Origin of the sequence: Streptomyces sp. NPDC051183 (assembly GCF_040682455.1) — a bacterium.
Lineage (GTDB): Bacteria > Actinomycetota > Actinomycetes > Streptomycetales > Streptomycetaceae > Streptomyces.
Window position 1 is genome coordinate 158,523 of sequence record NZ_JBFBBA010000012.1, and the last position, 23,647, is coordinate 182,169.

At 74.1% G+C, this 23,647-nt stretch carries 21 protein-coding genes; 7 read left to right on the forward strand and 14 right to left on the reverse strand.

All coding sequences use genetic code 11. The features are described 5' to 3' along the window. The first annotated feature begins 107 nt into the window (after positions 1 to 107). Positions 108 to 1,016: a helix-turn-helix domain-containing protein gene (locus tag AB0M99_RS13635; RefSeq protein ID WP_365919823.1), complete on the forward strand. Its 909-nt coding sequence runs from the start codon at positions 108 to 110 to the stop codon at positions 1,014 to 1,016. Between the two features lie 56 nt (positions 1,017 to 1,072). Next, positions 1,073 to 1,984, forward strand: a complete 912-nt coding sequence (locus tag AB0M99_RS13640; protein ID WP_365919768.1) for a TIGR04222 domain-containing membrane protein — start codon at positions 1,073 to 1,075, stop codon at positions 1,982 to 1,984. Between the two features lie 49 nt (positions 1,985 to 2,033). Here the strand turns inward: AB0M99_RS13640 and AB0M99_RS13645 are convergent, their stop codons facing one another. Then, the gene (locus tag AB0M99_RS13645) at positions 2,034 to 2,576 is read right to left on the reverse strand and encodes an HPP family protein (RefSeq protein ID WP_365919769.1); all 543 of its coding nucleotides are present in this window, start codon (positions 2,574 to 2,576) and stop codon (positions 2,034 to 2,036) included. A gap of 94 nt (positions 2,577 to 2,670) precedes the next feature. Here AB0M99_RS13645 and AB0M99_RS13650 point away from each other — a divergent pair, with 94 nt between their 5' ends. Then, positions 2,671 to 3,420 (forward strand): Clp protease N-terminal domain-containing protein, encoded by a 750-nt coding sequence (locus AB0M99_RS13650; protein WP_365919771.1) that lies wholly within the window; start codon positions 2,671 to 2,673, stop codon positions 3,418 to 3,420. Here AB0M99_RS13650 and AB0M99_RS13655 read toward each other — a convergent pair. Both AB0M99_RS13655 and AB0M99_RS13660 read right to left on the reverse strand, forming a co-directional pair. After that, positions 3,380 to 4,474, reverse strand: coding sequence for an AI-2E family transporter (locus AB0M99_RS13655; protein WP_365919825.1), 1,095 nt, complete (start codon positions 4,472 to 4,474; stop codon positions 3,380 to 3,382). The genes AB0M99_RS13650 and AB0M99_RS13655 overlap by 41 nt on opposite strands. Before the next feature lie 209 nt (positions 4,475 to 4,683). Next, positions 4,684 to 4,878 (reverse strand): DUF3046 domain-containing protein, encoded by a 195-nt coding sequence (locus AB0M99_RS13660; RefSeq protein WP_365919773.1) that lies wholly within the window; start codon positions 4,876 to 4,878, stop codon positions 4,684 to 4,686. 80 nt (positions 4,879 to 4,958) lie between these two features. Between AB0M99_RS13660 and AB0M99_RS13665 the strand changes: the two genes are divergently transcribed. Then, positions 4,959 to 5,978: a hypothetical protein gene (locus AB0M99_RS13665; RefSeq protein ID WP_365919775.1), complete on the forward strand. Its 1,020-nt coding sequence runs from the start codon at positions 4,959 to 4,961 to the stop codon at positions 5,976 to 5,978. On the opposite strand, the gene AB0M99_RS13670 is transcribed toward AB0M99_RS13665, so the two are convergent. From AB0M99_RS13670 to AB0M99_RS13680, 3 genes are all read right to left on the reverse strand, one after another. Then, entirely contained in the window at positions 5,947 to 6,255 is a 309-nt protein-coding gene (locus AB0M99_RS13670) for an AzlD domain-containing protein (RefSeq protein WP_365919777.1), read from the reverse strand. The two genes, AB0M99_RS13665 and AB0M99_RS13670, sit on opposite strands and share 32 nt — an antisense overlap. Continuing rightward, positions 6,252 to 6,953 carry an AzlC family ABC transporter permease gene (locus tag AB0M99_RS13675; RefSeq protein ID WP_365919779.1) on the reverse strand — a complete coding sequence of 234 codons (702 nt, stop codon included), beginning with the start codon at positions 6,951 to 6,953 and terminating at the stop codon, positions 6,252 to 6,254. The genes AB0M99_RS13670 and AB0M99_RS13675 overlap by 4 nt, the downstream gene beginning before the upstream one ends. Before the next feature lie 158 nt (positions 6,954 to 7,111). After that, positions 7,112 to 7,945 (reverse strand): AraC family transcriptional regulator, encoded by an 834-nt coding sequence (locus AB0M99_RS13680; RefSeq protein ID WP_365919781.1) that lies wholly within the window; start codon positions 7,943 to 7,945, stop codon positions 7,112 to 7,114. 80 nt (positions 7,946 to 8,025) lie between these two features. Here AB0M99_RS13680 and AB0M99_RS13685 point away from each other — a divergent pair, with 80 nt between their 5' ends. The 3 genes from AB0M99_RS13685 to AB0M99_RS13695 all read left to right on the forward strand — a co-directional run bounded on the left by AB0M99_RS13685 (position 8,026) and on the right by AB0M99_RS13695 (position 14,941). After that, the gene (locus AB0M99_RS13685) at positions 8,026 to 12,615 is read left to right on the forward strand and encodes an ATP-dependent helicase (protein WP_365919783.1); all 4,590 of its coding nucleotides are present in this window, start codon (positions 8,026 to 8,028) and stop codon (positions 12,613 to 12,615) included. 629 nt (positions 12,616 to 13,244) lie between these two features. Further along, positions 13,245 to 14,069: a DNA-formamidopyrimidine glycosylase family protein gene (locus AB0M99_RS13690; RefSeq protein WP_365919785.1), complete on the forward strand. Its 825-nt coding sequence runs from the start codon at positions 13,245 to 13,247 to the stop codon at positions 14,067 to 14,069. A 53-nt stretch (positions 14,070 to 14,122) separates the two neighbouring features. After that, on the forward strand, positions 14,123 to 14,941 hold the full coding sequence (locus AB0M99_RS13695) for an SDR family NAD(P)-dependent oxidoreductase (protein ID WP_365919786.1): 819 nt from the start codon (positions 14,123 to 14,125) through the stop codon (positions 14,939 to 14,941). On the opposite strand, the gene AB0M99_RS13700 is transcribed toward AB0M99_RS13695, so the two are convergent. The 8 genes from AB0M99_RS13700 to AB0M99_RS13735 form a co-directional block, all read right to left on the reverse strand. Beyond that, complete coding sequence (locus AB0M99_RS13700) at positions 14,889 to 15,224, reverse strand: hypothetical protein (protein ID WP_365919788.1); 336 nt, start codon at positions 15,222 to 15,224, stop codon at positions 14,889 to 14,891. The two genes, AB0M99_RS13695 and AB0M99_RS13700, sit on opposite strands and share 53 nt — an antisense overlap. A gap of 157 nt (positions 15,225 to 15,381) precedes the next feature. Next, positions 15,382 to 15,762, reverse strand: coding sequence for a helix-turn-helix transcriptional regulator (locus tag AB0M99_RS13705; RefSeq protein ID WP_007266936.1), 381 nt, complete (start codon positions 15,760 to 15,762; stop codon positions 15,382 to 15,384). A 109-nt stretch (positions 15,763 to 15,871) separates the two neighbouring features. Continuing rightward, positions 15,872 to 16,357 carry a CinA family protein gene (locus AB0M99_RS13710; protein WP_365919827.1) on the reverse strand — a complete coding sequence of 162 codons (486 nt, stop codon included), beginning with the start codon at positions 16,355 to 16,357 and terminating at the stop codon, positions 15,872 to 15,874. A gap of 83 nt (positions 16,358 to 16,440) precedes the next feature. Beyond that, positions 16,441 to 17,094 carry a CDP-diacylglycerol--glycerol-3-phosphate 3-phosphatidyltransferase gene (gene pgsA, locus AB0M99_RS13715; protein WP_365919790.1) on the reverse strand — a complete coding sequence of 218 codons (654 nt, stop codon included), beginning with the start codon at positions 17,092 to 17,094 and terminating at the stop codon, positions 16,441 to 16,443. After that, positions 17,091 to 18,596, reverse strand: coding sequence for a 30S ribosomal protein S12 methylthiotransferase RimO (gene rimO / locus AB0M99_RS13720; protein ID WP_365919792.1), 1,506 nt, complete (start codon positions 18,594 to 18,596; stop codon positions 17,091 to 17,093). Before rimO ends, pgsA begins: the two co-directional genes overlap by 4 nt. Positions 18,597 to 18,745: 149 nt before the next feature. Further along, the gene (locus AB0M99_RS13725) at positions 18,746 to 19,651 is read right to left on the reverse strand and encodes a RodZ domain-containing protein (RefSeq protein WP_365919794.1); all 906 of its coding nucleotides are present in this window, start codon (positions 19,649 to 19,651) and stop codon (positions 18,746 to 18,748) included. Positions 19,652 to 19,941: 290 nt separating this feature from the next. Next, on the reverse strand, positions 19,942 to 22,746 hold the full coding sequence (locus AB0M99_RS13730) for a DNA translocase FtsK (RefSeq protein WP_365919796.1): 2,805 nt from the start codon (positions 22,744 to 22,746) through the stop codon (positions 19,942 to 19,944). Positions 22,747 to 22,934: 188 nt separating this feature from the next. Continuing rightward, positions 22,935 to 23,615 carry a response regulator gene (locus AB0M99_RS13735; protein WP_365919797.1) on the reverse strand — a complete coding sequence of 227 codons (681 nt, stop codon included), beginning with the start codon at positions 23,613 to 23,615 and terminating at the stop codon, positions 22,935 to 22,937. Positions 23,616 to 23,647: the final 32 nt, after the last annotated feature.

The following is a 23,647-nucleotide window of genomic DNA, read 5'->3' on the forward strand; positions in this document are numbered from 1 at the left end:
ACGAGTGGCACTGCTGCCGCTGATCGCAGGATTCGTGCCAGGCGTGCCAGACTGCACGCGTGCCCCCCTTCGAGACCGTCGCCGCGTACGCCCCGCCCGGAGTCGGCATGCTCGCCGTGGGCATCGTCGCCGAGGTGTTCGGCCCGCACGGGGAAGGGCTGCCGGGCTTCGACTTCGCCCTGTGCGCCGACCGGCCCGGGCGGGTCCCCACCGACGTGGGCGTGCCGCTCACGATCGAGCACGGCCTGGACCGACTGGCCGCCGCCGACCTGGTGATCGCCCTGCCCTGGGCCGGTTTCCGTACGCCGCCCGCACCCGCCGTCCTCGACGCGCTGGCGGCCGCGCACGCGCGGGGCGCGCTGGTCGCGGCCCACTGCGTCGGTACGTTCGCGCTCGCCGCCGCCGGGCTGCTCGACGGCCGGCGGGCCACCACGCACTGGCGGTTCGCCGGGCTGCTGGCCGGCCGCCACCCGGACGTCGCAGTCGAGCCCGACGCCCTGTACGTCGACGACGGGCGGATCACCACGGGTGCGGGAGCCGCCGCGGGCTTCGACCTGTGCCTGCACCTGCTGAGGCGGGAGTACGGGGCCGCGATGGCCAACGCCGTCGCCCGCGACATGGTGCTGCCGTCGCACCGCGACGGCGGGCAGGCCCAGTACCTCGCCGCCCCCGTCCCCGAGGACTGCCAGGACGGGCGGCTCGCCGAGGTGCTCGCCTGGGCCCGCGAGCACCTCCACGAGCCGCTTCCCGTCGCGGAACTGGCCCGGCGCGCCGTGATGAGCAAACGGTCCTTCGCCCGCCGCTTCGCCGCCGCGACCGGCACCACCCCGCACGCATGGCTGCGGGGCCTGCGGCTGAGCAGCGCCGAGGAGCTCCTGGAGACCACGGACCTGCCGGTCGAGGAGATCGCCCGCCGGGTGGGGTACGGCAGCGCGGCCGTCCTGCGCGAGCAGTTCGTGCGCCGCCGGGGGGTGCCGCCCCGCTCCTACCGCCGCTCCTTCGCGCGCACTCCGTAGCGTCCGCGCCGACCTGACCATTGCTCCCGCCCCGGGGCGGGAGCCAGACTCGGGGCGTGTGGGTCTTCATATTCACGGGGGCGGGCGTGCCCCTGCTCGGCGTGAGCCTCGCCCGGGTGTGGCTGTACCGGAGGCTCTACCCCCAGGACCGGACGGGCCGGACAGACCGGTCCGGGCACCCCGACAGCGGGCCGATCGGCCTGTACGAGGCCGCGTACCTGGAGCGCGGCCGGCGCGGGGTCGCCGAGGTGGCCCTCTGCGCGCTGCACCTGGGCGGGAGCCTGACGGTCGCCGCCGACGGCCGGGTCACCGCGGTACGGGCCGCCCCCGAGCCGAACGGCGACGGCCCGGGCCGCGACCCCGTCCAGGCGGCCGCGCTGGCCCTGCTGGGCGGGGAAGCGCCGCCGCACGCGGCAACGTTCCGGACCGGGGTCGGCGACTGCCCCGCCGCCGTCGAGGTGGAGCGGTCGCTGGTCGGGCGCGGACTGGCGGTGGACCCCCGGCGGCGCGAACGGGCCGAGAACGCCGAGCTGGCCCAGGCGGTGTGCGTGCTGGTCGCGGTCCTGGCGACCGTCGCGGCATGCATCGTGGACTCCGCCACCGGGCAGGGCACGGGGTTGCGGCCGTTCCTCGCGTTCACGGTACTCGGGACGGTGACGGGGCTGGTCAGCCTGTTCGCGGGCACGGTGCGGTCCGACCGGCACGCGACGGCGGCCGGGCTCCGCCGGAGCCGCGAGGCCGCCGCCGACGAGACCTGGGCCCCGCCGCTGCCCTCCGGGGTCCCCGCCGCGGCCCGGGCCGCCCTGACGGCCGTCGCCCGCAACGGGCCCGGCTCGGGCGGCGTTCACGGCCTGGCTCCCCTCACGGCGCACCTCCGCCCCCGCCCGGCACCCGGGACGGCGTCCCCCGCCACGAGGGAACCCCCGAGCGTCGGCGGCTGCGGAGCCGGCTGCGGCGGCGGGATCTGACGCCGGACACGCGGGCCCGGCACTCACCACGCCTCCTGCGCCACCCGCCTCACCACCAGTACGCCGGGTACGCCACCGCACCCCGCCGCGCCCGGGACGCCGCCATCCCGGCCAGCACCAGCACCACGGCCGCCCCCGTCAGCAGCGGCAGGAAGACCAGCGGCCGCGGCGCCTGGAGGACCACCACCACGGTGGTCGCGGCGGCGGGCGAATGCGGGGTCCGGGCCAGGGTCATCACGCCGACGGCCACGCCCGCCCCGAGCGCCGCCACCCAGGCCGCACCGCCCAGCGCCGCCAGCGCCAGGTAGCCGACGGCCGCGCAGAGCAGGTGCCCGCCGATGACGCTCCGGGGCTGGGCCAGCGGGAGCGCGGGCACCCCGTACACGATCGCCGCGCTGGCCGCGATCGGCGGGATCAGCACCGGCTCGCGCAGCAGCGCACCGGCGCCGACGAGGGTCAGCAGGGCCGCGGCGGCGACGCCCCCGCTGTGCAGCGCGGTGATCGGCGCGGGCGCGGCGGGGGCGGGTGCGCGCCCGCGCAGGACGTGCGTGCGAGGCCGGGGCGCAGGGCTGGTGATCTCGTCGACGCTCATGGACACCAGGTGTACGAAACGCCCGCATTCCCCGCCTATATCGACTGACAACCCAGGGTTGACACCCATCCGACTGTCAACCTACGGTTGCGCTATGACGAACCCTTCGGTGGAACCCGTTCGCATGACCAACCCGGTACGCCTCGACGACCTCATCGAGGCCATCAAGAAGGTCCACACCGACACCCTGGAGCAGCTCAGCGACGCCGTCGTCGCCGCCGAGCACCTCGGCGAGGTCGCGGACCACCTCATCGGCCACTTCGTCGACCAGGCCCGCCGCTCCGGCGCCTCCTGGACCGACATCGGCCGCAGCATGGGCGTCACCCGCCAGGCCGCCCAGAAGCGCTTCGTGCCCAAGGCCGACAAGGAGGGCGACCCCGGCCTCGACCCGAACCAGGGCTTCGGCCGCTTCACCCCCCGCGCCCGCAACGTGGTGATGACCTCGCAGAACGAGGCCCGCGCCGCCGGCGGCACCGAGATCCGCACCGGGCACCTGGTCCTCGGCCTGCTGGCCGAGCCCGAGGGCCTCGCGGCGTTCGCCCTGACCGCCCAGGGGATCGCGGCCGACGACGTACGGGCGGCCGTGGCCGCCACCCTGCCGCCGGCCGCCGCCGAGGTCCCGGACCTCATCCCCTTCGACGCGTCCGCGAAGAAGGTCCTGGAACTCACCTTCCGGGAGGCCCTGCGCCTGGGCCACGGCTACGTCGGCACCGAGCACATCCTGCTCGGCATCCTCGAACTCGAGGACGGCGACGGCCTGCTGACCGGTCTCGGCGTCGACAAGGCCGCCGTCGAGGCGAGCGTCACCGAAGCCTTGGCAGCCGTACTCGGCGCCGACGGGTAGGACCGGGGTCCTCCTCGGCGGCCGCGCTCGTGAGCTCGTACCGCTTCACGTACGCGCCGAGGAAGGCCTGCAGCGTGGCGACGGCCGGGATCGCGATGAGCGCCCCGACCGCGCCCAGCAGGGCGGTGCCCGCGATGACCGATCCGAAGGCGACCGCCGGGTGGATGTCGACGGTCTTCGAGGTGAGCTTGGGCTGGAGCACGTAGTTCTCGAACTGCTGGTAGATCACCACGAATCCGAGCACGTACAGCGCGTACCAGGGATTGACCGTGAAGGCGATCAGAATCGGCAGCGCGCCCGCCAGGTAGGTGCCGATGGTGGGGATGAACTGCGACACCAGCCCCACCCACACGGCGAGCGCGGGCGCGTACGACACGTCGAGCACCACGAAGAGGATGTAGTGCGCGATGCCGGAGATCAGCGCCATCAGCCCGCGCGAGTAGAGGTACCCGCCCGTCTTGGTGACGGCGATCTCCCAGGCGCGCAGCACCTCCGACTGCTTCGCGGGCGGCAGTACGGAGCACAGCGCGCGCCGCAGCCGCGGCCCGTCGGCGGCGAAGTAGAAGGAGAACAGCCCGATCGTCAGCAGCTTGAAGAGCCCGCCGAGCACGGTGGCGGACACGTCGAGCACACCGGTCGCGCTGTTCTGCACGTACTTCTGGAGCCAGTCGGAGTGCAGCAGGCTGTCCTGGATCTCCAGCCGCGACAGCTCGGTGTGGAAGGTCCGGTTGATCGAGTCGATCACCGAGTCGAGCGTCCGCGGGAAGTTCGCCACCATGTCGACGATCTGTCCGGCGAGCATCGAGCCGAGCAAGGTCAGGAATCCGGCGGACGCGGCGAACACCCCGAGGAACACCAGGAAGGTGGCGAGCCCGCGGCGCATGCCGCGGGCCGCCATCCTGGCCACGGCCGGTTCGATCGCGAGCGCGAGGAAGAACGCGATCAGGATGTTGACCAGCAGCCCGATCAGCTGGTGGAAGGCCCAGCTGCCGAGCTGGAAGCAGGCGATCAGGGCCAGTACGAGGACCACCGCGCGCGGCAGCCAGCGCGGCATCCGCGCCGCGTCCCCCGCGGCGCCCCCCGCCGGGACGGTCCCCGGGGGCGGACCCCCGGGCTCGCCGGGCGCTTCTGAGGGCTGGTCGGTCGTCTCTTCGGTGGCTGCCACGCCGCCAAGTCTGGCCCACCGGCGGCCCGGACCACGAGGAGCGGCCCAAGCCGGCCGGTCCCGGCGAAGCGGCGCCCCTGCGGCCCCCTGCGGCCCGGTCAGCGCAGCGAGCCCGGCACGTCCATCGCCGAACACACCGCGCGCCACACGTCCTTGGTCTCCCAGCCCGCGTCGAGCGCCTCGTGGACGGTGCGTCCCCCGAGCTCCGTCATGACATGGTCCCGCGCGAAGGAGTCCGCGTAGCCCTCGCCGAAGTGCTCGGCCATCCGCTCCCAGAAAATCGTCAACCGCATGCCTCCAGTATCCCGCCCCGGAGAGTGCACCCGCCCCGTTCGCCCTGCGTCGGCGCACCACGGCCCCCTACGTTTCTCGCATGCCTGGAGACGAAGCTCCCCCGCCGGCCCCCGCGCCCGCGGTCCTGCCGGCTCCGCTGGCCCGCGCCGAGCAGTTCATCTGGCTCACCGCCCGGGTGCTGGAGCAGCGGCGGTTCGCGTTCCACTTCCTCGGCGGGGACGCCGACCCGGTGGACACCGCCCTCGCCTCGTACCTCAACGGCGACGGCGGCTACGGGCACGCACTCGACCCCGACCTGCGCGGACCGCTGAGCCAGCCCCTGCACACCGCGCACGCCCTGCGGATCCTGGACGGCCTGGGCCGCTGTGCCGGGCAGCGCATCGAGAAGCTCTGCCGCCACCTCACCCGGGTGTCCACCCCGGACGGCGCGCTGCCCGTGGTCTTCCCGGCCCCGCGCGGCTATCCCGCGGCCCCGTACCACCCCGTGCACGACGACCCGCCGAGCGAGCTGCTGACCACCGGCCCGGTCGTCGGGGTGCTGCACCGCAATCGGGTCTGGCACGCGTGGCTGTTCCGGGCGACGGACTTCTGCTGGGACCGGGTCGAGAACCTGCGCCACTCCCATCCGTACGAGGTCCAGAGCGCGGTGGCCTTCCTGGACGGCGTCCCCGACCGGTCGCGGGCCGCGGCGGCCGCGGACCGGCTGGGGCGGCTGGTGCGCGAGCAGCGCCTGGCCGTGCTGGAGCCGGGGCGGCGCGAGGAGTACCCGCTGCCCTCCGGGTACGCCCCCGGCGAGCACCTCTTCCCGCACGATTTCGCCCGGCGGCCGGAGTCCCTGGCCCGCGGCTGGTTCACGGACGCGGAGCTGGGCCGCTCGCTCGACCTCCTGGCCGCCGAGCAGCAGTCGGACGGCGGCTGGCCGGTGCGCCGCCGGGCATGGGCACCGGGCAGCTCCCTGGAGCGGCGGCCGATCGCCACCCTGGAGGCGCTGCTGACCCTGCGCGCGTACGGGCGCCTGCCGGCCGGTACCTGTCCGGCCGGAAGCGGGACCGGGCCCGCTCCCGGGGTCAGCCGCCCAGGGCCCGTACCCCCGCGGTGACCACGACGGCGGCCGCGACCACGAGCAGGAACGGCGCCCGCAGCAGCAGCGCGACCCCGGCGGCGGCGAGCCCGGCGGCGCGGGCGTCGACGACCAGGGCGGACCCGGTGCTGAAGGTCTGCTGGGCGGTGAGCGCGGCGAGCAGCGCGACCGGCAGCAGTGCGGAGAGCTTGCGCACTGCGGGCCGCTCCAGTGCCCCGGCGGGCACGAGCAGCCCGGCGAGCTTGACGGCGTAGCAGCCGAGGACGGTGAGTCCGATGGCGATCCAGACGTTCACGAGCGGCGTCCCTTCATCCACAGCACGACGGGCGCGGCCAGGGCGGCGATCAGCACCGGCACCCCGGCGGGCAGCACGGGCAGGAACCCCAGCCCCAGGACCAGCGCGAGCGCGGCCACGGCCCGCTCGGTGGTGGACTTCAGCATCGGCGCGAGCAGGGCGAGGAAGACGGCGGGCCCGGCGGCGTCCAGCCCCCAGGCGGCGGTGTCCCCGATGGCCTCGGCGCCGAGCGCACCCAGCAGGGTGGTCAGGTTCCACAGGATGTAGAGGCTCAGGCCGGTGACGGTGAAGCCGAGCCGGGCCGACTTCCGGTCGGGCTGGGCGAGGGCCACGGCGGTGGTCTCGTCGATCACCCAGTGCGCGGCGAGGGGGCGCACGGCGCGGGGCAGTGCGAGCAGCTGCGACAGCCGCAGCCCGTAGAAGGCGTTGCGGGTCCCGAGGAAGAAGGCCCCGGCTGCGGCGGTGAAGGGGTTCCCGCCCGCGGCCAGCGCCCCGACCAGCGCGAACTGCGAGGCCCCGGTGAAGACGAGCAGGCTCAGCACGCAGGCCTGCAGCACACTGACCCCGGACCCGGCCGCGGTCACCCCGAACGCGAACCCGGACAGCCCGACGGCCACCCCGACCCCGAGCGCGTCCCGTACGACGGCGGCCCTCGGCCGCCCTGCGACGGCCCCGCCGGGGGCCTGCTGTATCACCATCTGATGTTCTCCCACGCCCCGAAGCTACGCAGGCCGGGGCACCCGGGTCTTGTACGTTCTTGCGCGCCCCGCCGCGGGCGGTCTGGAGGGTCTACAGGGCGGGGGTCCGGCTTGGCGGGCGGGGGTCTGGCTGGCGGGCGGGTCTGGACGGCGGGGGTCTAGACCGCCCGCCCCCGCCGGTAGGCGCCCGGCGGGACCCCCACGATCCGGGTGAAGTGCCGGTTCAGGTGCGGCTGGTCGGTGAAGCCGACCGCGACGGCCGCCTCCGCCGGTGCGGTACCCGCGTCGAGCAGCCGGCGCGCCCGCCGGACCCGGGCGTCGGTCAGCCAGGTGTGCGGCGGCATCCCGTACTGCTCCCGGAAGGCCCGCAGCAGCGCGAACGGGCTCGTGCCCAGCTCCGCCGCGAGCTGCTCCAGCGACGGCGGCTCCGCCATCCGCTCCTCCAGTACGGCCCGGGCCCGCGCGGCGTCGGCGGCGCCCGCGCGCCGCGTCGTACGGGCGGGCAGCGGGCCCGCGTGCCGGCTGAGCATCCGCGCTACCACACCGCGCAGCAGCGTGTCGGCGGCCAGCGCGTTCCCCGCCTCGGCGGCCCGGTGCACCTCGGCTATGGCCCGCGAGCCCTGCGCGTCCGCGACCATGTCGGCGGTGAAGCCGGGGGTCCCGCGCAGGGTGCCGATCTCGGCGGCGACTTCGGTGATCAGCTCCCGGGAGGGGTAGAGGGTGGCGTACGCCCACCCCTCGGGCACCCCGGCGCGCGCGGAGTGCGGCACCTCGGGGTTGATCAGAACCACGCTGCCGGGTCCGGCCCGCACGGTGGTGCCGGGCAGACCGATCTCCTCGATGCCGCCGGTGACGGCCGCGATGACGTACCCGTCGTGCGCGTGGCGCGGGAAGGTGTGGCGTACGTAGTGGGCGCGGAGCAGGTCCAGCCCGGGCAGTTCCGCGTACTGCCAGTGCCGGGCCCACTCCCCGCGCCCCTCGTCCGTCCCCATCCCCCCATTCTGCGCCCCGCCCGGCGGGGGTGTTATCGCAGGTCCGGCCCGTTGTCAGTGGCCGGGTGCACGATGGGGGCATGTCCGGTACCGCGCTCGATTCGTTCTCCCCCGCGACCCGCTCCTGGTTCACGGGGGCCTTCGCCGGGCCCACGACCGCGCAGGAGGGCGCCTGGCTGGCGATCGGGCAGGGCTCGGACGTGCTCGTCGTGGCTCCCACCGGATCCGGCAAGACCCTGGCCGCGTTCCTGGCGGCCCTCGACCAGCTCGCCTCGACCCCGCCCCCGGCCGAGGCGAAGAAGCGCTGCCGCGTGCTGTACGTGTCCCCGCTGAAGGCCCTGGCGGTGGACGTGGAGCGCAATCTGCGCAGCCCGCTGACCGGAATCCGGCAGGAGTCGGTGCGCCTCGGGCTGCCCGAGCCGGAGATCCGGGTCGGGATCCGTTCCGGCGACACCCCGCCCGCCGAGCGCCGGGCGCTGTCCACGCGCCCGCCGGACATCCTGATCACCACGCCCGAGTCGCTGTTCCTGATGCTGACCTCGGCCGCCCGCGAGGCCCTGTCGGGGATCGAGACGGTGATCCTGGACGAGGTGCACGCGGTCGCCGGGACCAAGCGCGGAGCCCATCTGGCCCTCTCCCTGGAGCGGTTGGACGAGCTGCTGCCGCGCCCGGCCCGCCGGATCGGGCTGTCGGCGACGGTCCGTCCGGTCGACGAGGTGGCCCGGTACCTCGCGCCGCGCGGCAAGGTGGAGATCGTCCAGCCGCCGTCGGCCAAGGAGTTCGACCTGTCGGTCGTCGTCCCGGTCCAGGACATGGGCGAGTTGGGCGGCTCCCCCGCCACCGAGGGCCGCGAGGGCGGCGACAAGCCTTCGATCTGGCCGCATGTCGAGGAGCGGATCGCGGACCTCGTACAGGCCCACCGCTCCACCATCGTCTTCGCCAACTCCCGCCGGCTCGCGGAGCGGCTCTGCAACCGGCTGAACGAGATCGCGTACGAGCGGGCGATGGGCGAGAAGCTGCCCGAAGGCTCGCCGCCGGCCGAGATCATGGCCCAGTCGGGCGCCGCCCACGGCGCACCGCCGCTGCTGGCCCGCGCGCACCACGGCTCGGTGTCCAAGGAGCAGCGGGCGCTGGTGGAGGAGGACCTGAAGGCGGGCCGGCTGCCCGCCGTGGTCGCCACCTCCAGTCTCGAACTGGGCATCGACATGGGCGCGGTGGACCTGGTGGTGCAGGTGGAGTCCCCGCCGTCGGTGGCCTCCGGGCTCCAGCGCGTCGGCCGGGCCGGGCACCAGGTGGGCGCGGTCTCCACCGGGGTGGTCTTCCCCAAGTACCGCGGCGACCTCGTCCAGGCCGCCGTGGTCACCGAGCGGATGCGCACCGGCTCGATCGAGTCCCTGCGGATCCCCTCCAATCCCCTCGACGTCCTCGCGCAGCAGCTCGTCGCGATGACCGCGATGGACACCTGGCAGCTGGACGACCTGCTCGCGCTGGTCCGGCGGGCGGCGCCCTTCGCCGCGCTGCCGGAGTCGGCGTTCACTGCGGTGCTGGACATGCTCGCGGGCCGCTATCCGTCGGACGCGTTCGCCGAGCTCAGACCCCGGGTGGTGTGGGACCGCGTGGCCGGCACGATCACCGGCCGGCCGGGCGCCCAGCGCCTCGCGGTCACCTCCGGCGGCACCATCCCGGACCGCGGGCTCTTCGGCGTCTTCCTCGCGGGATCGGACCCGAAGAAGGGCGGCGGCCGCGTCGGGGAGCTCGATGAGGAGATGGTCTACGAGTCCCGCGTGGGCGACGTGTTCACCCTGGGCACCACCTCCTGGCGCATCGAGGACATCACCCGCGACCGGGTCCTGGTCACCCCCGCCCCCGGGGTGCCGGGCCGGCTGCCGTTCTGGAAGGGCGACCAGCTCGGCCGCCCGCTCGAACTGGGCCGCGCGGTCGGCGCGTTCCTGCGCGAGCTCGGCGGCCTCACCGCGGAAGACGCCCGGCTGCGCCTGCTGGCGGCCGGCCTCGACGCCTGGGCCGCGGAGAACGTACTGGCGTACCTCTCCGAGCAGCGCGAGGCCTGCGGGCACGTCCCCGACGACCGGACGATCGTCGTCGAGCGCTTCCGCGACGAGCTCGGCGACTGGCGGGTGGTGGTCCACTCCCCCTTCGGCGCGCAGGTGCACGCGCCGTGGGCGCTGGCGCTGGGCGCCCGACTCGCCGAGAAGTACGGCATGGACGCGCAGGTGATGCATGCGGACGACGGCATCGTGCTGCGCCTGCCGGACGCGGACCTGCTGTCCATGGACCTCCTGGACCACGACCCCGCCCACACGGCCACCTTCGAGTTCGATGACGAACAGGCCCCGCTGGGCGCGGCTGACGTCGCCTTCGACCACGGCGACGTCAGCCAGATCGTCACCGACCAGGTGGGCGGCTCCGCCCTGTTCGCCTCCCGCTTCCGCGAGTGCGCGGCGCGCGCCCTGCTGCTGCCGCGTCGCAATCCGGGCAAGCGCACCCCGCTGTGGCAGCAGCGCCAGCGCGCCTCCCAGCTGCTCCAGGTGGCCTCGGAGTTCGGCTCGTTCCCGATCGTGCTGGAGGCCGTACGCGAATGCCTCCAGGACGTCTTCGACGTGCCCGGCCTGACCGAGCTGATGGGCGACATCGAGGCGCGCCGGATCCGCCTCGTCGAGGTCACCACCGCGGAGCCCTCCCCCTTCGCCCGCTCCCTCCTCTTCGGGTACGTCGCCCAGTTCCTCTACGAGGGCGACTCGCCGCTCGCCGAGCGCAGGGCGGCGGCGCTGTCCCTGGACTCCCGGCTGCTGGCCGAACTGCTCGGCCAGGCGGAGCTGCGCGAACTGCTCGACGCGCAGGTGCTGGAGGACTTGGAGCGGGAGCTCCAGTGGCTGACGGAGGACCGGCGGGCCCGGGACGCCGAGTCGGTGGCCGACCTGCTGCGCCTGCTGGGCCCGCTCACCCCCGGGGAACTGGCCGCGCGCGGCGCGGACCCGTCCTGGGCGGAGGCCCTGTCGGCGGCCCGCCGGGCCATCCGGGTGCGGATCGGCGGCCTCGACCACTGGGCGGCGATCGAGGACGCGGGCCGGCTGCGGGACGCTCTGGGCACCGCCCTGCCCGTGGGGGTCCCGGAGGCGTTCACCGAGCCGGTCAAGGACCCGCTGGGCGACCTCCTCGCCCGGTACGCCCGTACCCACGGGCCGTTCACGACGGCCGCCGTCGCCGCCCGCTTCGGCCTGGGCGCGGCGGTGACGGACGGCGCGCTTCACCGGCTGGCGGCGGCCGGGCGGGTGGTCCAGGGCGAGTTCCACCCGGCGGGCATCGGCCAGGAGTGGTGCGACGCCACCGTGCTGCGCAGGCTGCGCCGGCGCTCGCTGGCCGCGCTGCGCCAGGAGCTGGAGCCGGTCCCGCCGACCTCGCTGGCCACCTTCCTTCCGCAGTGGCAGCACCTGGGCGGGGCGCTGCGCGGCATCGACGGCCTGGCCCGCGCGATCGAGCAGCTCCAGGGCGCCCCGGTGCCGGCGTCGGCGCTGGAGCGGCTGATCCTGCCGTCCCGGGTCGCGGGGTACTCCCCGAACCTGCTGGACGAGCTCACCGCCTCGGGCGAGGTGGTCTGGGCCGGTGCGGGCGCCCTGCCGGGCAAGGACGGCTGGATCTCCCTCTACCTGGCCGAAGCGGCACCGCTGCTGCTGCCGCCGGCGCACCCGCTGGAGCTGAGCCCGCTCCACCAGGCGGTCCTCGACTCCCTCGCCGGCGGTTACGGCCTGTTCTTCCGCCAGATCACCGATTCCGTCCGCGCCCGCCACCCGGAGGCCTCGGACCTGGACCTGTCCTCGGCCCTGTGGGGCCTGGCCTGGTCGGGGCGGCTCACCAACGACACCCTGTCCCCGCTGCGCTCCCTCCTCGGCTCGGGCCGCACCGCGGGCGCCACCGCCCACCGCGCGAGGCGTACGATCCCGCGCGGCCGCTACGGCACGCTCAGCTCGACCGTCTCCCGCACCGGGCCGCCCACGGTCGCCGGGCGGTGGTCCCTCCTCCCGGCCGCTGCCCCCGACCCGACCCATCGCGCGCACGCGCTGGCCCGCACCCTGCTGGACCGCCACGGCGTCGTCACGCGCGGGGCGGTCGCGGCGGAGGGGGTCGAGGGCGGCTTCAGCGCGGTCTACCGGATCCTGTCCGCGTTCGAGGACAGCGGCCAGGCCCGCCGGGGCTATGTGGTCGAGGGGCTGGGTGCGGCCCAGTTCGCGATGGACGGCGCGGTGGACCGGCTCCGGGCCGCGGAGCGGACGCCGCCCCCGCTCGCGGCGGTGGTCCTGGCGGCCGCCGACCCGGCGAACGCGTACGGCGCGGCCCTGCCGTGGCCGGAGCCCCCGGCGGGCGCCACCCACAAGCCGGGCCGCAAGGCGGGCTCCCTCGTCGTCCTGGTGGACGGCGAGCTCACCCTCTACCTGGAGCGCGGCGGCAAAACCCTCCTGGCCTGGCCCGAAGCCGACGACCCCCGCCTGACCGCGGCCGTGGCGGCCCTCGCGACCGCCTCCCGCGCGGGCACCCTCCCCGCCCTCACGGTGGAACGCATCAACGCCGCCCCCTCCCTCACCTCCCCCCTGGGCCCACCCCTGGAATCCGCGGGCTTCCACGCCACCCCCCGCGGCCTCCGCCTCCGCCCGTGACCTCCGGCGGTACCCCCGCCCACACCCTCCCGGCACGGGCACGCAGGGGACGGCACCAGCCGCCCCCGGCCCCACCGGGCCCCAGACCCGGAGACCCGGAGACCCGGGAGGCCCCCGGGGGGCGAGCTCCCCAAACACGGGCACACCAAAGGGCGGCACCAGTCACTTCCCGCCCGAGGCACAAGACTTCGGGCCCCAACCCGGGCAACCACACCCCGCCCCGCACAGAGCAACCCCGGGCCCGGGCACGCCAGGAGACGGCACCAGCCACCTTCGCCCCCGGGGGCCGGCACCACCACGCCGCTCCCGGGGGCGTACCCAAAGGCAGCCGGGTCCCGAGCCGCTGGGCTCCAGGGACGGCACCACCGCACCCCACCCGGGCACCGCCCCGCCCAGCGACCCCACCCCGACGGCCGAGGCACCACCCCGGGACCCGGCCCCAGGCACCCCGCCCGGACACGGCCCCGCCTGAAGACCCCACCCCGACGGCCGAGGCACCAGACCCCGGGACCCGGCCCGGGCGGCCACCCGGCGCGGGCGCGCCCGGAGACGGCCCAGCCGCCGGGGGCCCGAGGCGCCGGGGCGCCGCCGCGCCGCAACCCGGGCCCGAGCGGAGCGACAATGGCGGCATGCCCGAAGGAGACAGCGTCTGGCGCGCAGCGGCCCGGCTCCACGCCGCCCTGGCGGGCCACCGCCTCACCCGCTCGGACCTCCGCACCCCCCGCCTCGCCACGGTCGACCTCACCACCCGCACCACCCTCAACGTGGTCCCCCGCGGCAAACACCTCCTCGCCCGGTTCACGGGCAACGGCAACGGCACCGGCGATGCCGCCGGCGGGCTCACCCTCCACAGCCACCTCCGCATGGACGGCGCCTGGCACGTGTTCCCCGCGGGAGCGAAATGGCGGGGCGGCCCCGCCCACGAGATCCGCGCCATCCTCGGCACCGAGACGCACACCGCCGTCGGCTACCGCCTCCCCGTCCTCGAACTGATCCGCACCTCCGACGAGGCCGAAGTCGTCGGCCACCTCGGCCCCGACCTCCTCGGCCCGGACTGGGACCCCGACACGGCCGCGGCCAACCTCGCCGCCGCCCCCGAGCGCCCCCTCGGCGAGGCCCTCCTGGACCAGCGCAACCTCGCCGGGATCGGCAACATCTACAAGTGCGAGCTCTGCTTCCTCGCCCAGGTCACCCCCTGGACCCCCGTCGGCGCACTCCCGCAGACCACGCTCCCCCGCCTGGCCGCCGCCGCGCACCGGCTGCTCGCCGCGAACACCACCGGCCCGTACCCCCGCCGCAACACCACCGGCAGCCGCCGCCCCGGCCAGGACCTCTTCGTCTACGGCCGCGCCCACCGCCCCTGCCTGCGCTGCGGCACACCCGTCCGCGAAGCTCCCCAGGACGCCCGGCCCACGTACTGGTGCCCCCGCTGCCAGTCCGGGCCCACGCCGTAGTCACGACCCCCCACCCGTTGACGGTCCGTCAGATACGGCCGTACGGTCCCGCCATGCCCACACCCACCGAAGAGCCCACCGAAGAGCCCACCGAAAAGCCCACCGCGAAGCCCGCCGCCTCGTACGACCTCTCCGGCCGTACCGCCCTCGTCACCGGCGCCGCCAGCGGCATCGGCCGTGCCACCGCCGTGCTCCTCGCCGAGGCCGGCGCGCACGTGCACTGCGCCGACCGTGACGAGCAGGGCCTGGCCGAGACGGCGGCCCTGATCACCAAGGCCGGCGGCACCGCCACCGTCCACGCCCTCGACGTGACCGACCGGGCCCGCGTCAGGGAAGCCGTCGCGGCGGCCGGTCCGCTCGACATCGCCGCCGCGATAGCCGGGGTCATGCACACCAGCAGCGTCCTGGAGACCGCCGACGAGGACCTCGACCGGATCCTCGACATCAACTTCAAGGGGGTGCTCCGCACCTGCCAGGAGGCCGCCCGCTCCATGATCGCGGCGGGCCGCCCGGGATCGATCGTCACCATGGCCTCCGGCGCCGTGGACGCCGCCCAGCCCGGCCTGCTCTGCTACAGCGCCGCCAAGGCGGCCGTCGTCCAGCTCACGAAGACCCTGGCCACCGAGGCCGGTCCGCACGGCATCCGCGTCAACGCCGTCGCGCCCGGCTGGATCCGCACTCCGATGACCGGCCGCCACAGCCCCGAGGTCCAGGAGCAGACGGAGGCGGCGATGACCCGGATGTCCCCGCTGCGCCGGGTCGGCGAGCCCGAGGACATCGCCCAGGCCGTGCTCTACCTCGCCTCGGACGCCTCGTCCTTCATGACGGGCCAGATTCTTCGCCCGAACGGTGGAGTGTCGATGCCCTGGTAGCCGCCGCCCCGCCGGCTCCCGTCCCCCGCCCGGTGCCTCCCCGTCCGGTGCCTCTCCGCCCCGAGCCTCCCCAGGCCTGCCCCGACCGCGACCGACGACGCGCCCCCGCCCCCGGCCCCGGCCGGCAGTGCACCGGCAGCACCCCCAGCCCCCACCCGCCGACCGCCACCACGCCCTCCACGGGCCCGGAGTCCGCGGGCTCCAGCACCAGCCGCAGCACGGCCCACCACCACAGGACCCCCACCGCCAGCGCGAGGGCCAGGCCCGCAGGTATACGTTCCAACCGCCGCACGGCCACCTCCAGGGGCCGGGTACCCGGACTGGCCCATCCTCCCGCACCCCCTCGGCCCCCGCACCCAGAACGGCCGGGAGCCCCGGTCGGTGCGTCACGCACCGACCGGGGCTCCGGCCACACTCACACGCTCAGGCAATCGTGCGACTCACGCGGCTACGACATTCACCGCTTCCACGGGCGCCTTGATGGTCACCCGCTCCGGGCCACCCGTGACCGAGGCCACGGATACCGAATTGAGCATCGGGCGGACCGGCGCAGGCACCGGTTCGCTTGCCGCGGCCGACTGTGCCAGCTCCGCCAGCGACAGCTCGTCGCTGACTTCGCGCATCAGCTCGGACATCCGTACGTCAAGCGCGTCGCAGATCGCGGAGAGCAGCTCGGAGGATGCCTCCTTCTGCCCCCGCTCCACCTCGGAGAGATAGCCGAGCGAAACTCGGGCGGACGAGGAGACTTCGCGCAGAGTACGGCCCTGGCGCTGGCGCTGCCGACGCAGCACGTCACCCAGCAGGCGACGGAGCAGAATCATCGGTGGCTCCCTCCTCTGACCGTGTAGCCGTAACCTTCACGCCCCACCGTACCGCCTCGCGCCGCGGCCGTGCGGGGAGCGATGTCGTGTTCACTCAGGGCTGCAAACATCAAATCCCCCCGTTCTGTTCCGTATCCTGCCCCCGCAGATTCTCGCGGAGTTCGCTCGAGAGAAGTTCGAGCACTGTCCGTGCACTCTCCCTACGGATTTCCGCGCGGGAGCCGTTCAACCTCAGCCGGGCCGTTTTCCTGCCTCCCGGACCCGCCACGGCGACGAAAACCGTGCCCACCGGCTGCCCGTCCTGGGGGTCGGGGCCGGCCACTCCGGTCGTCGCGATGCCCCACGAGGCGCCCAGCACGCGGCGCACCCCGGCCGCCATCTCCTCGGCGACCTGCGCGTTCACCGCGCCTTCGGCCGCCAGCAGCGCGGCGTCCACTCCCAGCACCCGGTGCTTGAGCTCCGTCGCGTACGCCGTGACCGAACCCCGGAAGGACCGCGAGGCGCCGGGGACGGACGTGAGCACCGCGGCCACCATCCCGCCGGTCAGCGACTCCGCCACGGCGAGCGTCTCGTCACTCTCCGCAAGGGTCCGCAGGACGTCCGCGGCGACCGCTTCGGCGGCCGCGAGATTCCGCTCCGCCTCACGGGCCACTGCAGAATCCCCCGCCCCGTCCGTCACTACGCGGCTCGCTCCGCGTCCAGGCCCTGGCGCCGGAGCACCACGGCCTGGCGGATGTAGTCCAAACCGGTGACGACGGTCAGCACGACCGCCACCGCCATCACCCAGAAGCGCAGGGTCGCCAGCGGCCCGGTCAGTGCGAGCACGTACATGCCCACCGCCGTCCCCTGCGCCAGGGTCTTGAGCTTGCCGCCCCGGCTGGCCGGAATCACTCCGTACCGGATGACCCAGAAACGCATCAGCGTGATCCCGAGTTCCCGCCCGAGGATCACACCGGTCACCCACCAGGGCAGGTCGCCGAGCCACGACAGACACACCAGAGCCGACCCCATGATCGCCTTGTCGGCGATGGGGTCGGCGATCTTCCCGAAGTCCGTGACCAGGTTGTACGTACGGGCGAGGTGCCCGTCGAAGATGTCCGTGATCATGGCGACGGCGAACGCCGCCCAGGCCAGCGCCCGCCAGACGGGGTCGTAGCCCCCGTCGGCGAGCAGCAGCAGGACGAATCCCGGCACCAGGACGAGCCGGATCATCGTCAGGATGTTGGCGATGTTCCACAGGCTGGCCTGATTGACCGCCGCAGCCCCCAGCTTCGCGCCGGGCGCGGGCCGGCGGCCGGTCCCGCCCGCCGCAGATGCCGGGACTCCGGTCATCCGGCCGCCTCCTCAAATTCCAGGTCCAGGGGCTCGGCCACGAGGTCCACGCCCAGCGTGCCGACCACCTTGGCCGTCACGATACGTCCGGGGACCAGACCGGTGCCGTCGGTGAAGACGACCTGGCCGTCGGTCTCGGGCGCCTGGTGGGCGGCCCGCCCGTAGGCACCCTCGCCCTCGTCGGCCTCGTCAAAGGGGACGACCGTCTCGACGAGTACCTCCAGGGTCTCCCCGATGCGCTCCTCCGCGCGCTGCGAGGTGAGCTCCTCGGCGAGCCGCTGCATGTGCGCGAGCCGCTCGGCGATGGTGTCCTCGTCCAGCTTGTGGTCGTAGGTGACCGCCTCGGTGCCGTCCTCGTCCGAGTAGCCGAAGACGCCGATGGCGTCGAGCCGCGCGTGGGTGAGGAAACGCTCCAGCTCGGCGAAGTCCGACTCCTTCTCGCCGGGGAAGCCGACGATGAAGTTGGACCGGACGCCGGCCTGCGGGGCCTTGCCGCGGATGGTGTCCAGCAGCTCCAGGAACCGGTCGGTGTCCCCGAAGCGGCGCATGGCGCGCAGCACGTCGGGGGCCGAGTGCTGGAAGGAGAGGTCGAAGTACGGCACGACCTTGGGGGTCGAGGTCAGTACGTCGATCAGGCCGGGCCGCATCTCGGCGGGCTGCAGGTAGCTGACGCGGACGCGCTCGATGCCGTCCACCTCGGCCAGCTCGGGCAGCAGGGTCTCCAGCAGGCGGATGTCGCCGAGGTCCTTGCCGTACGAGGTGTTGTTCTCGGAGACCAGCATGATCTCCTTGACGCCCTGCTCCGCGAGCCAGCGCGTCTCGCCCAGCACGTCGCTGGGACGGCGGGAGATGAAGGAGCCGCGGAAGGACGGGATGGCGCAGAAGGAGCAGCGCCGGTCGCAGCCGGAGGCCAGCTTGACCGAGGCGACCGGGCTCTTGTCGAGGCGGCGGCGCAGCGGCGCGCGCGGCCCGGAGGCGGGGGCGAGCCCGTCCGGCAGGTCGGCGGGGGCCTCGGCCGGGGCCTCGGCGGGCTCCTGCGCGTGGCCGGGAAGTGCCACCTCGGCGTCCTGGCGGGCCGCGGGGCTGATCGGCAGCAGCTTGCGCCGGTCGCGCGGGGTGTGGGAGGCGTGGATGCCGCCGTTGAGGATGGTCTGGAGGCGGTCGGAGATGTCGGCGTAGTCGTCGAAGCCGAGGACCCCGTCGGCCTCGGGGAGCGCTTCGGCGAGTTCCTTGCCGTAGCGCTCGGCCATGCAGCCGACGGCGACGACGGCCTGGGTCTTGCCGTGATCCTTGAGATCGTTGGCTTCCAGCAGGGCGTCTACGGAGTCCTTTTTGGCGGCTTCGACGAAGCCACAGGTGTTGACGACGGCTACGTCCGCATCGGCGGCGTCCTCGACGAGCTCCCAGCCATCCGCCGCCAAGCGGCCTGCGAGCTCCTCCGAGTCCACCTCGTTACGGGCGCAGCCAAGAGTGACAAGGGCGACGGTACGGCGTTCGGGCATGGACTCAAGACTACTTCGTCCCGGCGTCGGCCCCTCCCCCAAGTCCGGCCGGAGCACCGGCACAGCAAGATCCCCGGGGTGCGGCGCGGCACCCCGGGGATCCGGAATCACAGCTTCAGCGCTTGCGGGGCGCCCGGGCCAAGGCCAGGTCAGCCCGCCTGGGCCGCTCCCTGACGCGGATCGTCCTTGGTGTATGTGAGGCGTTCCACCTGACCCGGCTGGAATTCGTCCTGGATCTCCTTGCCGTTCACGAAGAGCTTCACGACCCCGGCATCGCCGAGCACCAGGTCGATGGACTCCTTGTCGGTGAAGGTCTTCGACTCGCCCTGCGTGAGGGTTCCGTCGAAGAGCAGCCGGCCGCTGTGGTCCTTCGCCGAGATCCAGCTCTCGCCGGTGTCGGCCGTCAGGACGACCGTGACGAGGTCCTTGGGCGCGGCGGCGATGGCGCTGTCCGAAGGCTCCGGCTTGGGGGCCTGCGGCTGCTGCGGGGTCTGCTGGGGCGGGCCGGACGGCTTGCCGCCGGACTGCTTGGGGGCGGGCTGCGGGGAGACGGAACCTTCCGCCACCGGCCGCTTGGCCTTCTCGTCGCCGCCGCCGAAGGCCGTGAAGCCGACGAAGCCGATCACCGCGACGATGGCGGCGACCATGGCGGCGGTCCAGTTGGGCCGCTGCCGTTCGGGGCGGATCCGCTCGGCATCGAACATGGGCGCGGCTGGTGTGGGTGCCGGCCGGCCGCCGTGGGCCGCGTCGTACCTCTCGATCAGGGGGGCCGGATCGAGGTGCACGGCGCGGGCGATCGTACGGATGTGGCCGCGGGCGTAGACGTCGCCGCCGCACCGCGTGAAATCGTCGTCCTCGATCGCGTGCACGATCGGGATGCGCACGCGGGTGGCGGAACTGACCTCGTCGACGGTGAGCCCGGCGGCGATCCGGGCCTTCTTGAGGGCCGTCCCGATGGACGGCTCTTCGACGGAGCGTTCGACGATGCGGTCCTCGGACCGGTCGTCGGTCGAAGGCCGCTCGTCTTCGGGGGAGTTGGAGTTGCCGATGGACACGTGGGCGCCTTTCGAGCGTGTAGCCACCTGCTGGATGTCCAGTCTAGGGGGGGTACGAAAGGGTGGAGCAACCGGAGGGTGGACTTCCTACGCCATCCGAATGGCGACCGGACGCCCTCACCGGTGCGGCGGCCCGACCCCGCACGTGGTGCCGCGCGTGGTCCCGTACGACGCGGCCGCCCGGGGTCCTGTAGGTCCCCGTACGCCCCGCCGCGGCTGTGCCGCCGCCTTGCTCAACTGGACGCGGGCCCAACGGAAACGGTTGCCCGTCCAACCTTTCCGACACAGCACTACTGGCCGGGAGTCTCCCCACGGATGACGGCGAGCACACCGTCCAGCTCGTCGGCCTTGACCAGGACGTCGCGCGCCTTCGAACCCTCGCTCGGGCCGACGATCCCCCGCGACTCCATCAGGTCCATGAGCCGCCCCGCCTTGGCGAAGCCCACCCGCAGCTTGCGCTGGAGCATCGAGGTCGAGCCGAACTGCGTCGAGACCACCAGCTCGGCCGCCTGGCACAGCAGGTCCAGGTCGTCGCCGATCTCCTCGTCGATCTCCTTCTTCTGCTTCTGCCCGACCGTGACGTCGTCCCGGAAGACGGGCGCCATCTGGTCCTTGCAGTGCTGCACGATCCCGGCGATCTCGTCCTCGGTGACGAAGGCGCCCTGGAGGCGGACGGGCTTGTTCGCACCCATCGGCAGGAACAGTCCGTCACCCTTTCCGATGAGCTTCTCGGCGCCCGGCTGGTCGAGGATGACCCGGCTGTCGGCGAGCGAGGAGGTGGCGAAGGCGAGCCGCGAGGGCACGTTCGCCTTGATCAGACCGGTCACCACGTCCACCGAGGGCCGCTGGGTCGCGAGCACGAGGTGGATGCCGGCCGCGCGGGCCAGCTGGGTGATGCGGACGATGGAGTCCTCCACGTCCCGCGGGGCCACCATCATCAGGTCGGCGAGCTCGTCGACGATCACCAGCAGGTACGGGTACGGGCTGAGCTCGCGCTCGCTGCCCGGCGGCAGTTTGATCTTGCCGTCCCGGATCGCCTGGTTGAAGTCGTCGATGTGCCGGTAGCCGAAGGCGGCCAGGTCGTCGTAGCGCAGGTCCATCTCGCGCACGACCCACTGGAGGGCCTCGGCGGCCCGCTTCGGGTTCGTGATGATCGGCGTGATCAGGTGCGGGATGCCCTCGTACGCCGTCAGCTCGACCCGCTTGGGGTCGACCAGCACCATCCGCACGTCCTCCGGGGTGGCCCGGACCATCACCGAGGTGATCAGGCAGTTGATGCAGGAGGACTTGCCGGAGCCGGTGGCGCCCGCGACCAGCACGTGCGGCATCTTCGCCAGGTTGGCCATCACGTAGCCGCCCTCGACGTCCTTGCCGAGCGCGACGAGCATCGGGTGGTCGTCCTCGGCCGCGTCCGCGAGACGCAGGACGTCGCCCAGGTTGACCATCTCGCGGTCGGTGTTCGGGATCTCGATGCCGACGGCCGACTTGCCCGGGATCGGGCTGATGATCCGCACGTCCGGGGAGGCGACGGCGTAGGCGATGTTCTTCGCCAGCGCCGTGATCCGCTCGACCTTCACCGCCGGGCCCAGCTCCACCTCGTAGCGGGTGACCGTCGGGCCGCGGGTGAAGCCGGTGACCTTCGCGTCGACCTTGAACTCCGTGAAGACGTTCGTCAGCGAGGCGACGACCGCGTCGTTGGCGGCGCTACGGGTCTTCCCGGGCCCGCCGCGCTCCAGCAGGTCCAGCGACGGCAGGGCGTACGTGATGTCCCCGCGCAGCTGGAGCTGCTCGGCGCGGGGCGGCAGCGGCTGGGTCTCCGGCGGCGCCTTGGTCAGGTCGGGCACCGACAGCGTCCCGGAGGCCGCGGCGGTGGTGGCGTGCGGCGGCTCGGCGGCGGCCGGCGCGGCAGGCGCCGACGCGGCGGGGGCCCTGGGGGTCTCCTCCCGGGCGGGCGGCACCGGAGCGGTGATCTCCACGCCGCCGCGCTCGGCGGAGATGCCGTGCGTGAGGTCGGCCACGAGCGGGGAGGGCGGCATTCCGCCGTAGACCACGCCGTCCAGCGCGGCGGCGGCCGCCGCGGCCACGTCGATGGCGTCCATCTCCCGGTCCATGGCCGGCCGGGAGGAGGACCGCCGCGGGCGCCGCCGCCGGGCGAGCGCCTCCTCCTCGGCGGTGTCGGGGTCCCCCGGTCCGCCTCCGCTCGCGGCCCCGGCGCCGGAGCCCGTACGGGCCCGCCACTGCTCGGGATCGTGCCGTTCGGCGCCACCGCTCTCGGCGTCGTCCCCGTAGCCCTCGTCGTACTCGTTCGGCGCGATGATCCCGAGCCGGATGCCGAGCCCGCGCAGCCGCTGCGGGACGGCGTTGACCGGGGTCGCGGTGACGACCAGCAGCCCGAAGACGGTGAGGAGCACCAGCATCGGCACCGCCAGCGGCGCGCCCATGGTGAAGATCAGCGGCTTGGAGGCGCCCCAGCCGATGAGCCCGCCCGCGTTCTGCATGGCGGTGGTGCCCTCGTCGCGCCCGGGGGCGCCGCAGGCGATGTGCACGAGCCCCAGGACTCCGATGACGAGCGCGGAGAGCCCGATGCCGATGCGGCCGTTGGCGTCGGCCTGTTCGGGATGGCGGATGAAACGTACCGCCATGACCCCGAGCAGGATCGGCACGAGCAGGTCGAGGCGTCCGAAGGCGCCGGTGACCAGCATGGTGACCAGATCCCCGACCGGACCGTTCAGATTCGACCAGGTCCCGGCGGCGACGATCAGCGCGAGGGCGAGCAGCAGCAGCGCGACCCCGTCCTTGCGGTGGGCGGGATCGAGGTTCTTCGCGCCCCGGCCGACCCCGCGGAACACCATGCCGACCGCGTGCGCGCAGCCGAGCCACAGGGCGCGCACCAGCCGCAGCACGCCGCCGGTCGGGGACGGCGCGGGCTTGGGCGCGACCTTCTTGACGGGGGCGCGCTTGGCGGCCGCGGCCTTCTTCGCGGGAGGCTTGCGCGCGGCTGCCGCCTTCTTCGCCGGCGCCGGAGTACGGCCGGTGCGGCCCTTCGCGGTGCCCGCGGTGCTCTGGGAACCCTTACCGGACGTACTTGAGGCCATGGGCCCGAGGTTACCGGTGTCCACGCCGGTGGACACGCGTGCCCACCCCTTCACCCGTTCGTGTCGCCCCGCCCGCCCGCGGTTTGACGGATGCTGACGGACCGCCAGACCTGACGTGCCCCCAGCCGGAGCCGGGGGCACGCCTGGAGAAGTGCGGAAGGGATCGGGAGGAGACGCCCGGCCCCGGCCTAACCCTGGGCGGGCAGCACCGGCGCGGCGCCCCCGGTCCCGGGCTCCAGGGCGTCGAGTGCCCGCCGCAGTCCGGTCAGTTTGCGCTCCAAGTGGGCCGCGGTCGCCACGACGGCCCCGTCGGCCGAGTCCTCGCCGAGCTGCTTGGTCAGCGCCTCGGCCTGCTCCTCGACGGCCGCGAGCCGCGCGGAGAGCTCGGCCAGCAGTCCGGCCGTCTCCTTGCTGCCGTCGCCGTTGGAGCCGCCGCCCTCCAGCTGGAGCCGCAGCAGCGCCGCCTGCTCCCGCAGCTGGCAGTTCTTCGTGTACAGCTCGACGAAGACCGAGACCTTGGCCCGCAGCACCCACGGGTCGAAGGGCTTGGAGATGTAGTCGACCGCGCCCGCCGCGTAACCGCGGAAGGTGTGGTGCGGACCGTGGTTGATCGCGGTGAGGAAGATGATCGGGATGTCCCGGGTGCGTTCCCGCCGCTTGATGTGCGCGGCCGTCTCGAACCCGTCCATCCCCGGCATCTGCACATCCAGCAGGATGACCGCGAAATCGTCCGTCAGCAGCGCTTTGAGCGCTTCCTCCCCCGACGACGCCCGGACCAGTGTCTGATCGAGCGCGGAGAGGATGGCCTCCAACGCCAGCAGATTCTCCGGCCGGTCGTCGACCAGGAGGATCTTGGCCTTCTGCACCATGCCCTGTCCTCCTCGCCCCGGCATGGGGCCTC

Excerpts from the sequence above, each read along its gene's own strand:
- AB0M99_RS13635 (WP_365919823.1), top strand. The coding sequence starts at position 108 with ATGCTCGCCGTGGGCATCGTCGCCGAGGTGTTCGGCCCGCACGGGGAA.
- AB0M99_RS13645 (WP_365919769.1), bottom strand. The coding sequence starts at position 2,576 with ATGAGCGTCGACGAGATCACCAGCCCTGCGCCCCGGCCTCGCACGCAC.
- AB0M99_RS13650 (WP_365919771.1), top strand. The coding sequence starts at position 2,671 with ATGACGAACCCTTCGGTGGAACCCGTTCGCATGACCAACCCGGTACGC.
- AB0M99_RS13655 (WP_365919825.1), bottom strand. The coding sequence starts at position 4,474 with ATGCCGCGCTGGCTGCCGCGCGCGGTGGTCCTCGTACTGGCCCTGATC.
- AB0M99_RS13660 (WP_365919773.1), bottom strand. The coding sequence starts at position 4,878 with ATGCGGTTGACGATTTTCTGGGAGCGGATGGCCGAGCACTTCGGCGAG.
- AB0M99_RS13665 (WP_365919775.1), top strand. The coding sequence starts at position 4,959 with ATGCCTGGAGACGAAGCTCCCCCGCCGGCCCCCGCGCCCGCGGTCCTG.
- AB0M99_RS13675 (WP_365919779.1), bottom strand. The coding sequence starts at position 6,953 with ATGGTGATACAGCAGGCCCCCGGCGGGGCCGTCGCAGGGCGGCCGAGG.
- AB0M99_RS13680 (WP_365919781.1), bottom strand. The coding sequence starts at position 7,945 with ATGGGGACGGACGAGGGGCGCGGGGAGTGGGCCCGGCACTGGCAGTAC.
- AB0M99_RS13685 (WP_365919783.1), top strand. The coding sequence starts at position 8,026 with ATGTCCGGTACCGCGCTCGATTCGTTCTCCCCCGCGACCCGCTCCTGG.
- AB0M99_RS13690 (WP_365919785.1), top strand. The coding sequence starts at position 13,245 with ATGCCCGAAGGAGACAGCGTCTGGCGCGCAGCGGCCCGGCTCCACGCC.
- AB0M99_RS13695 (WP_365919786.1), top strand. The coding sequence starts at position 14,123 with ATGCCCACACCCACCGAAGAGCCCACCGAAGAGCCCACCGAAAAGCCC.
- AB0M99_RS13705 (WP_007266936.1), bottom strand. The coding sequence starts at position 15,762 with ATGATTCTGCTCCGTCGCCTGCTGGGTGACGTGCTGCGTCGGCAGCGC.
- pgsA (WP_365919790.1), bottom strand. The coding sequence starts at position 17,094 with ATGACCGGAGTCCCGGCATCTGCGGCGGGCGGGACCGGCCGCCGGCCC.
- rimO (WP_365919792.1), bottom strand. The coding sequence starts at position 18,596 with ATGCCCGAACGCCGTACCGTCGCCCTTGTCACTCTTGGCTGCGCCCGT.
- AB0M99_RS13730 (WP_365919796.1), bottom strand. The coding sequence starts at position 22,746 with ATGGCCTCAAGTACGTCCGGTAAGGGTTCCCAGAGCACCGCGGGCACC.
- AB0M99_RS13735 (WP_365919797.1), bottom strand. The coding sequence starts at position 23,615 with ATGGTGCAGAAGGCCAAGATCCTCCTGGTCGACGACCGGCCGGAGAAT.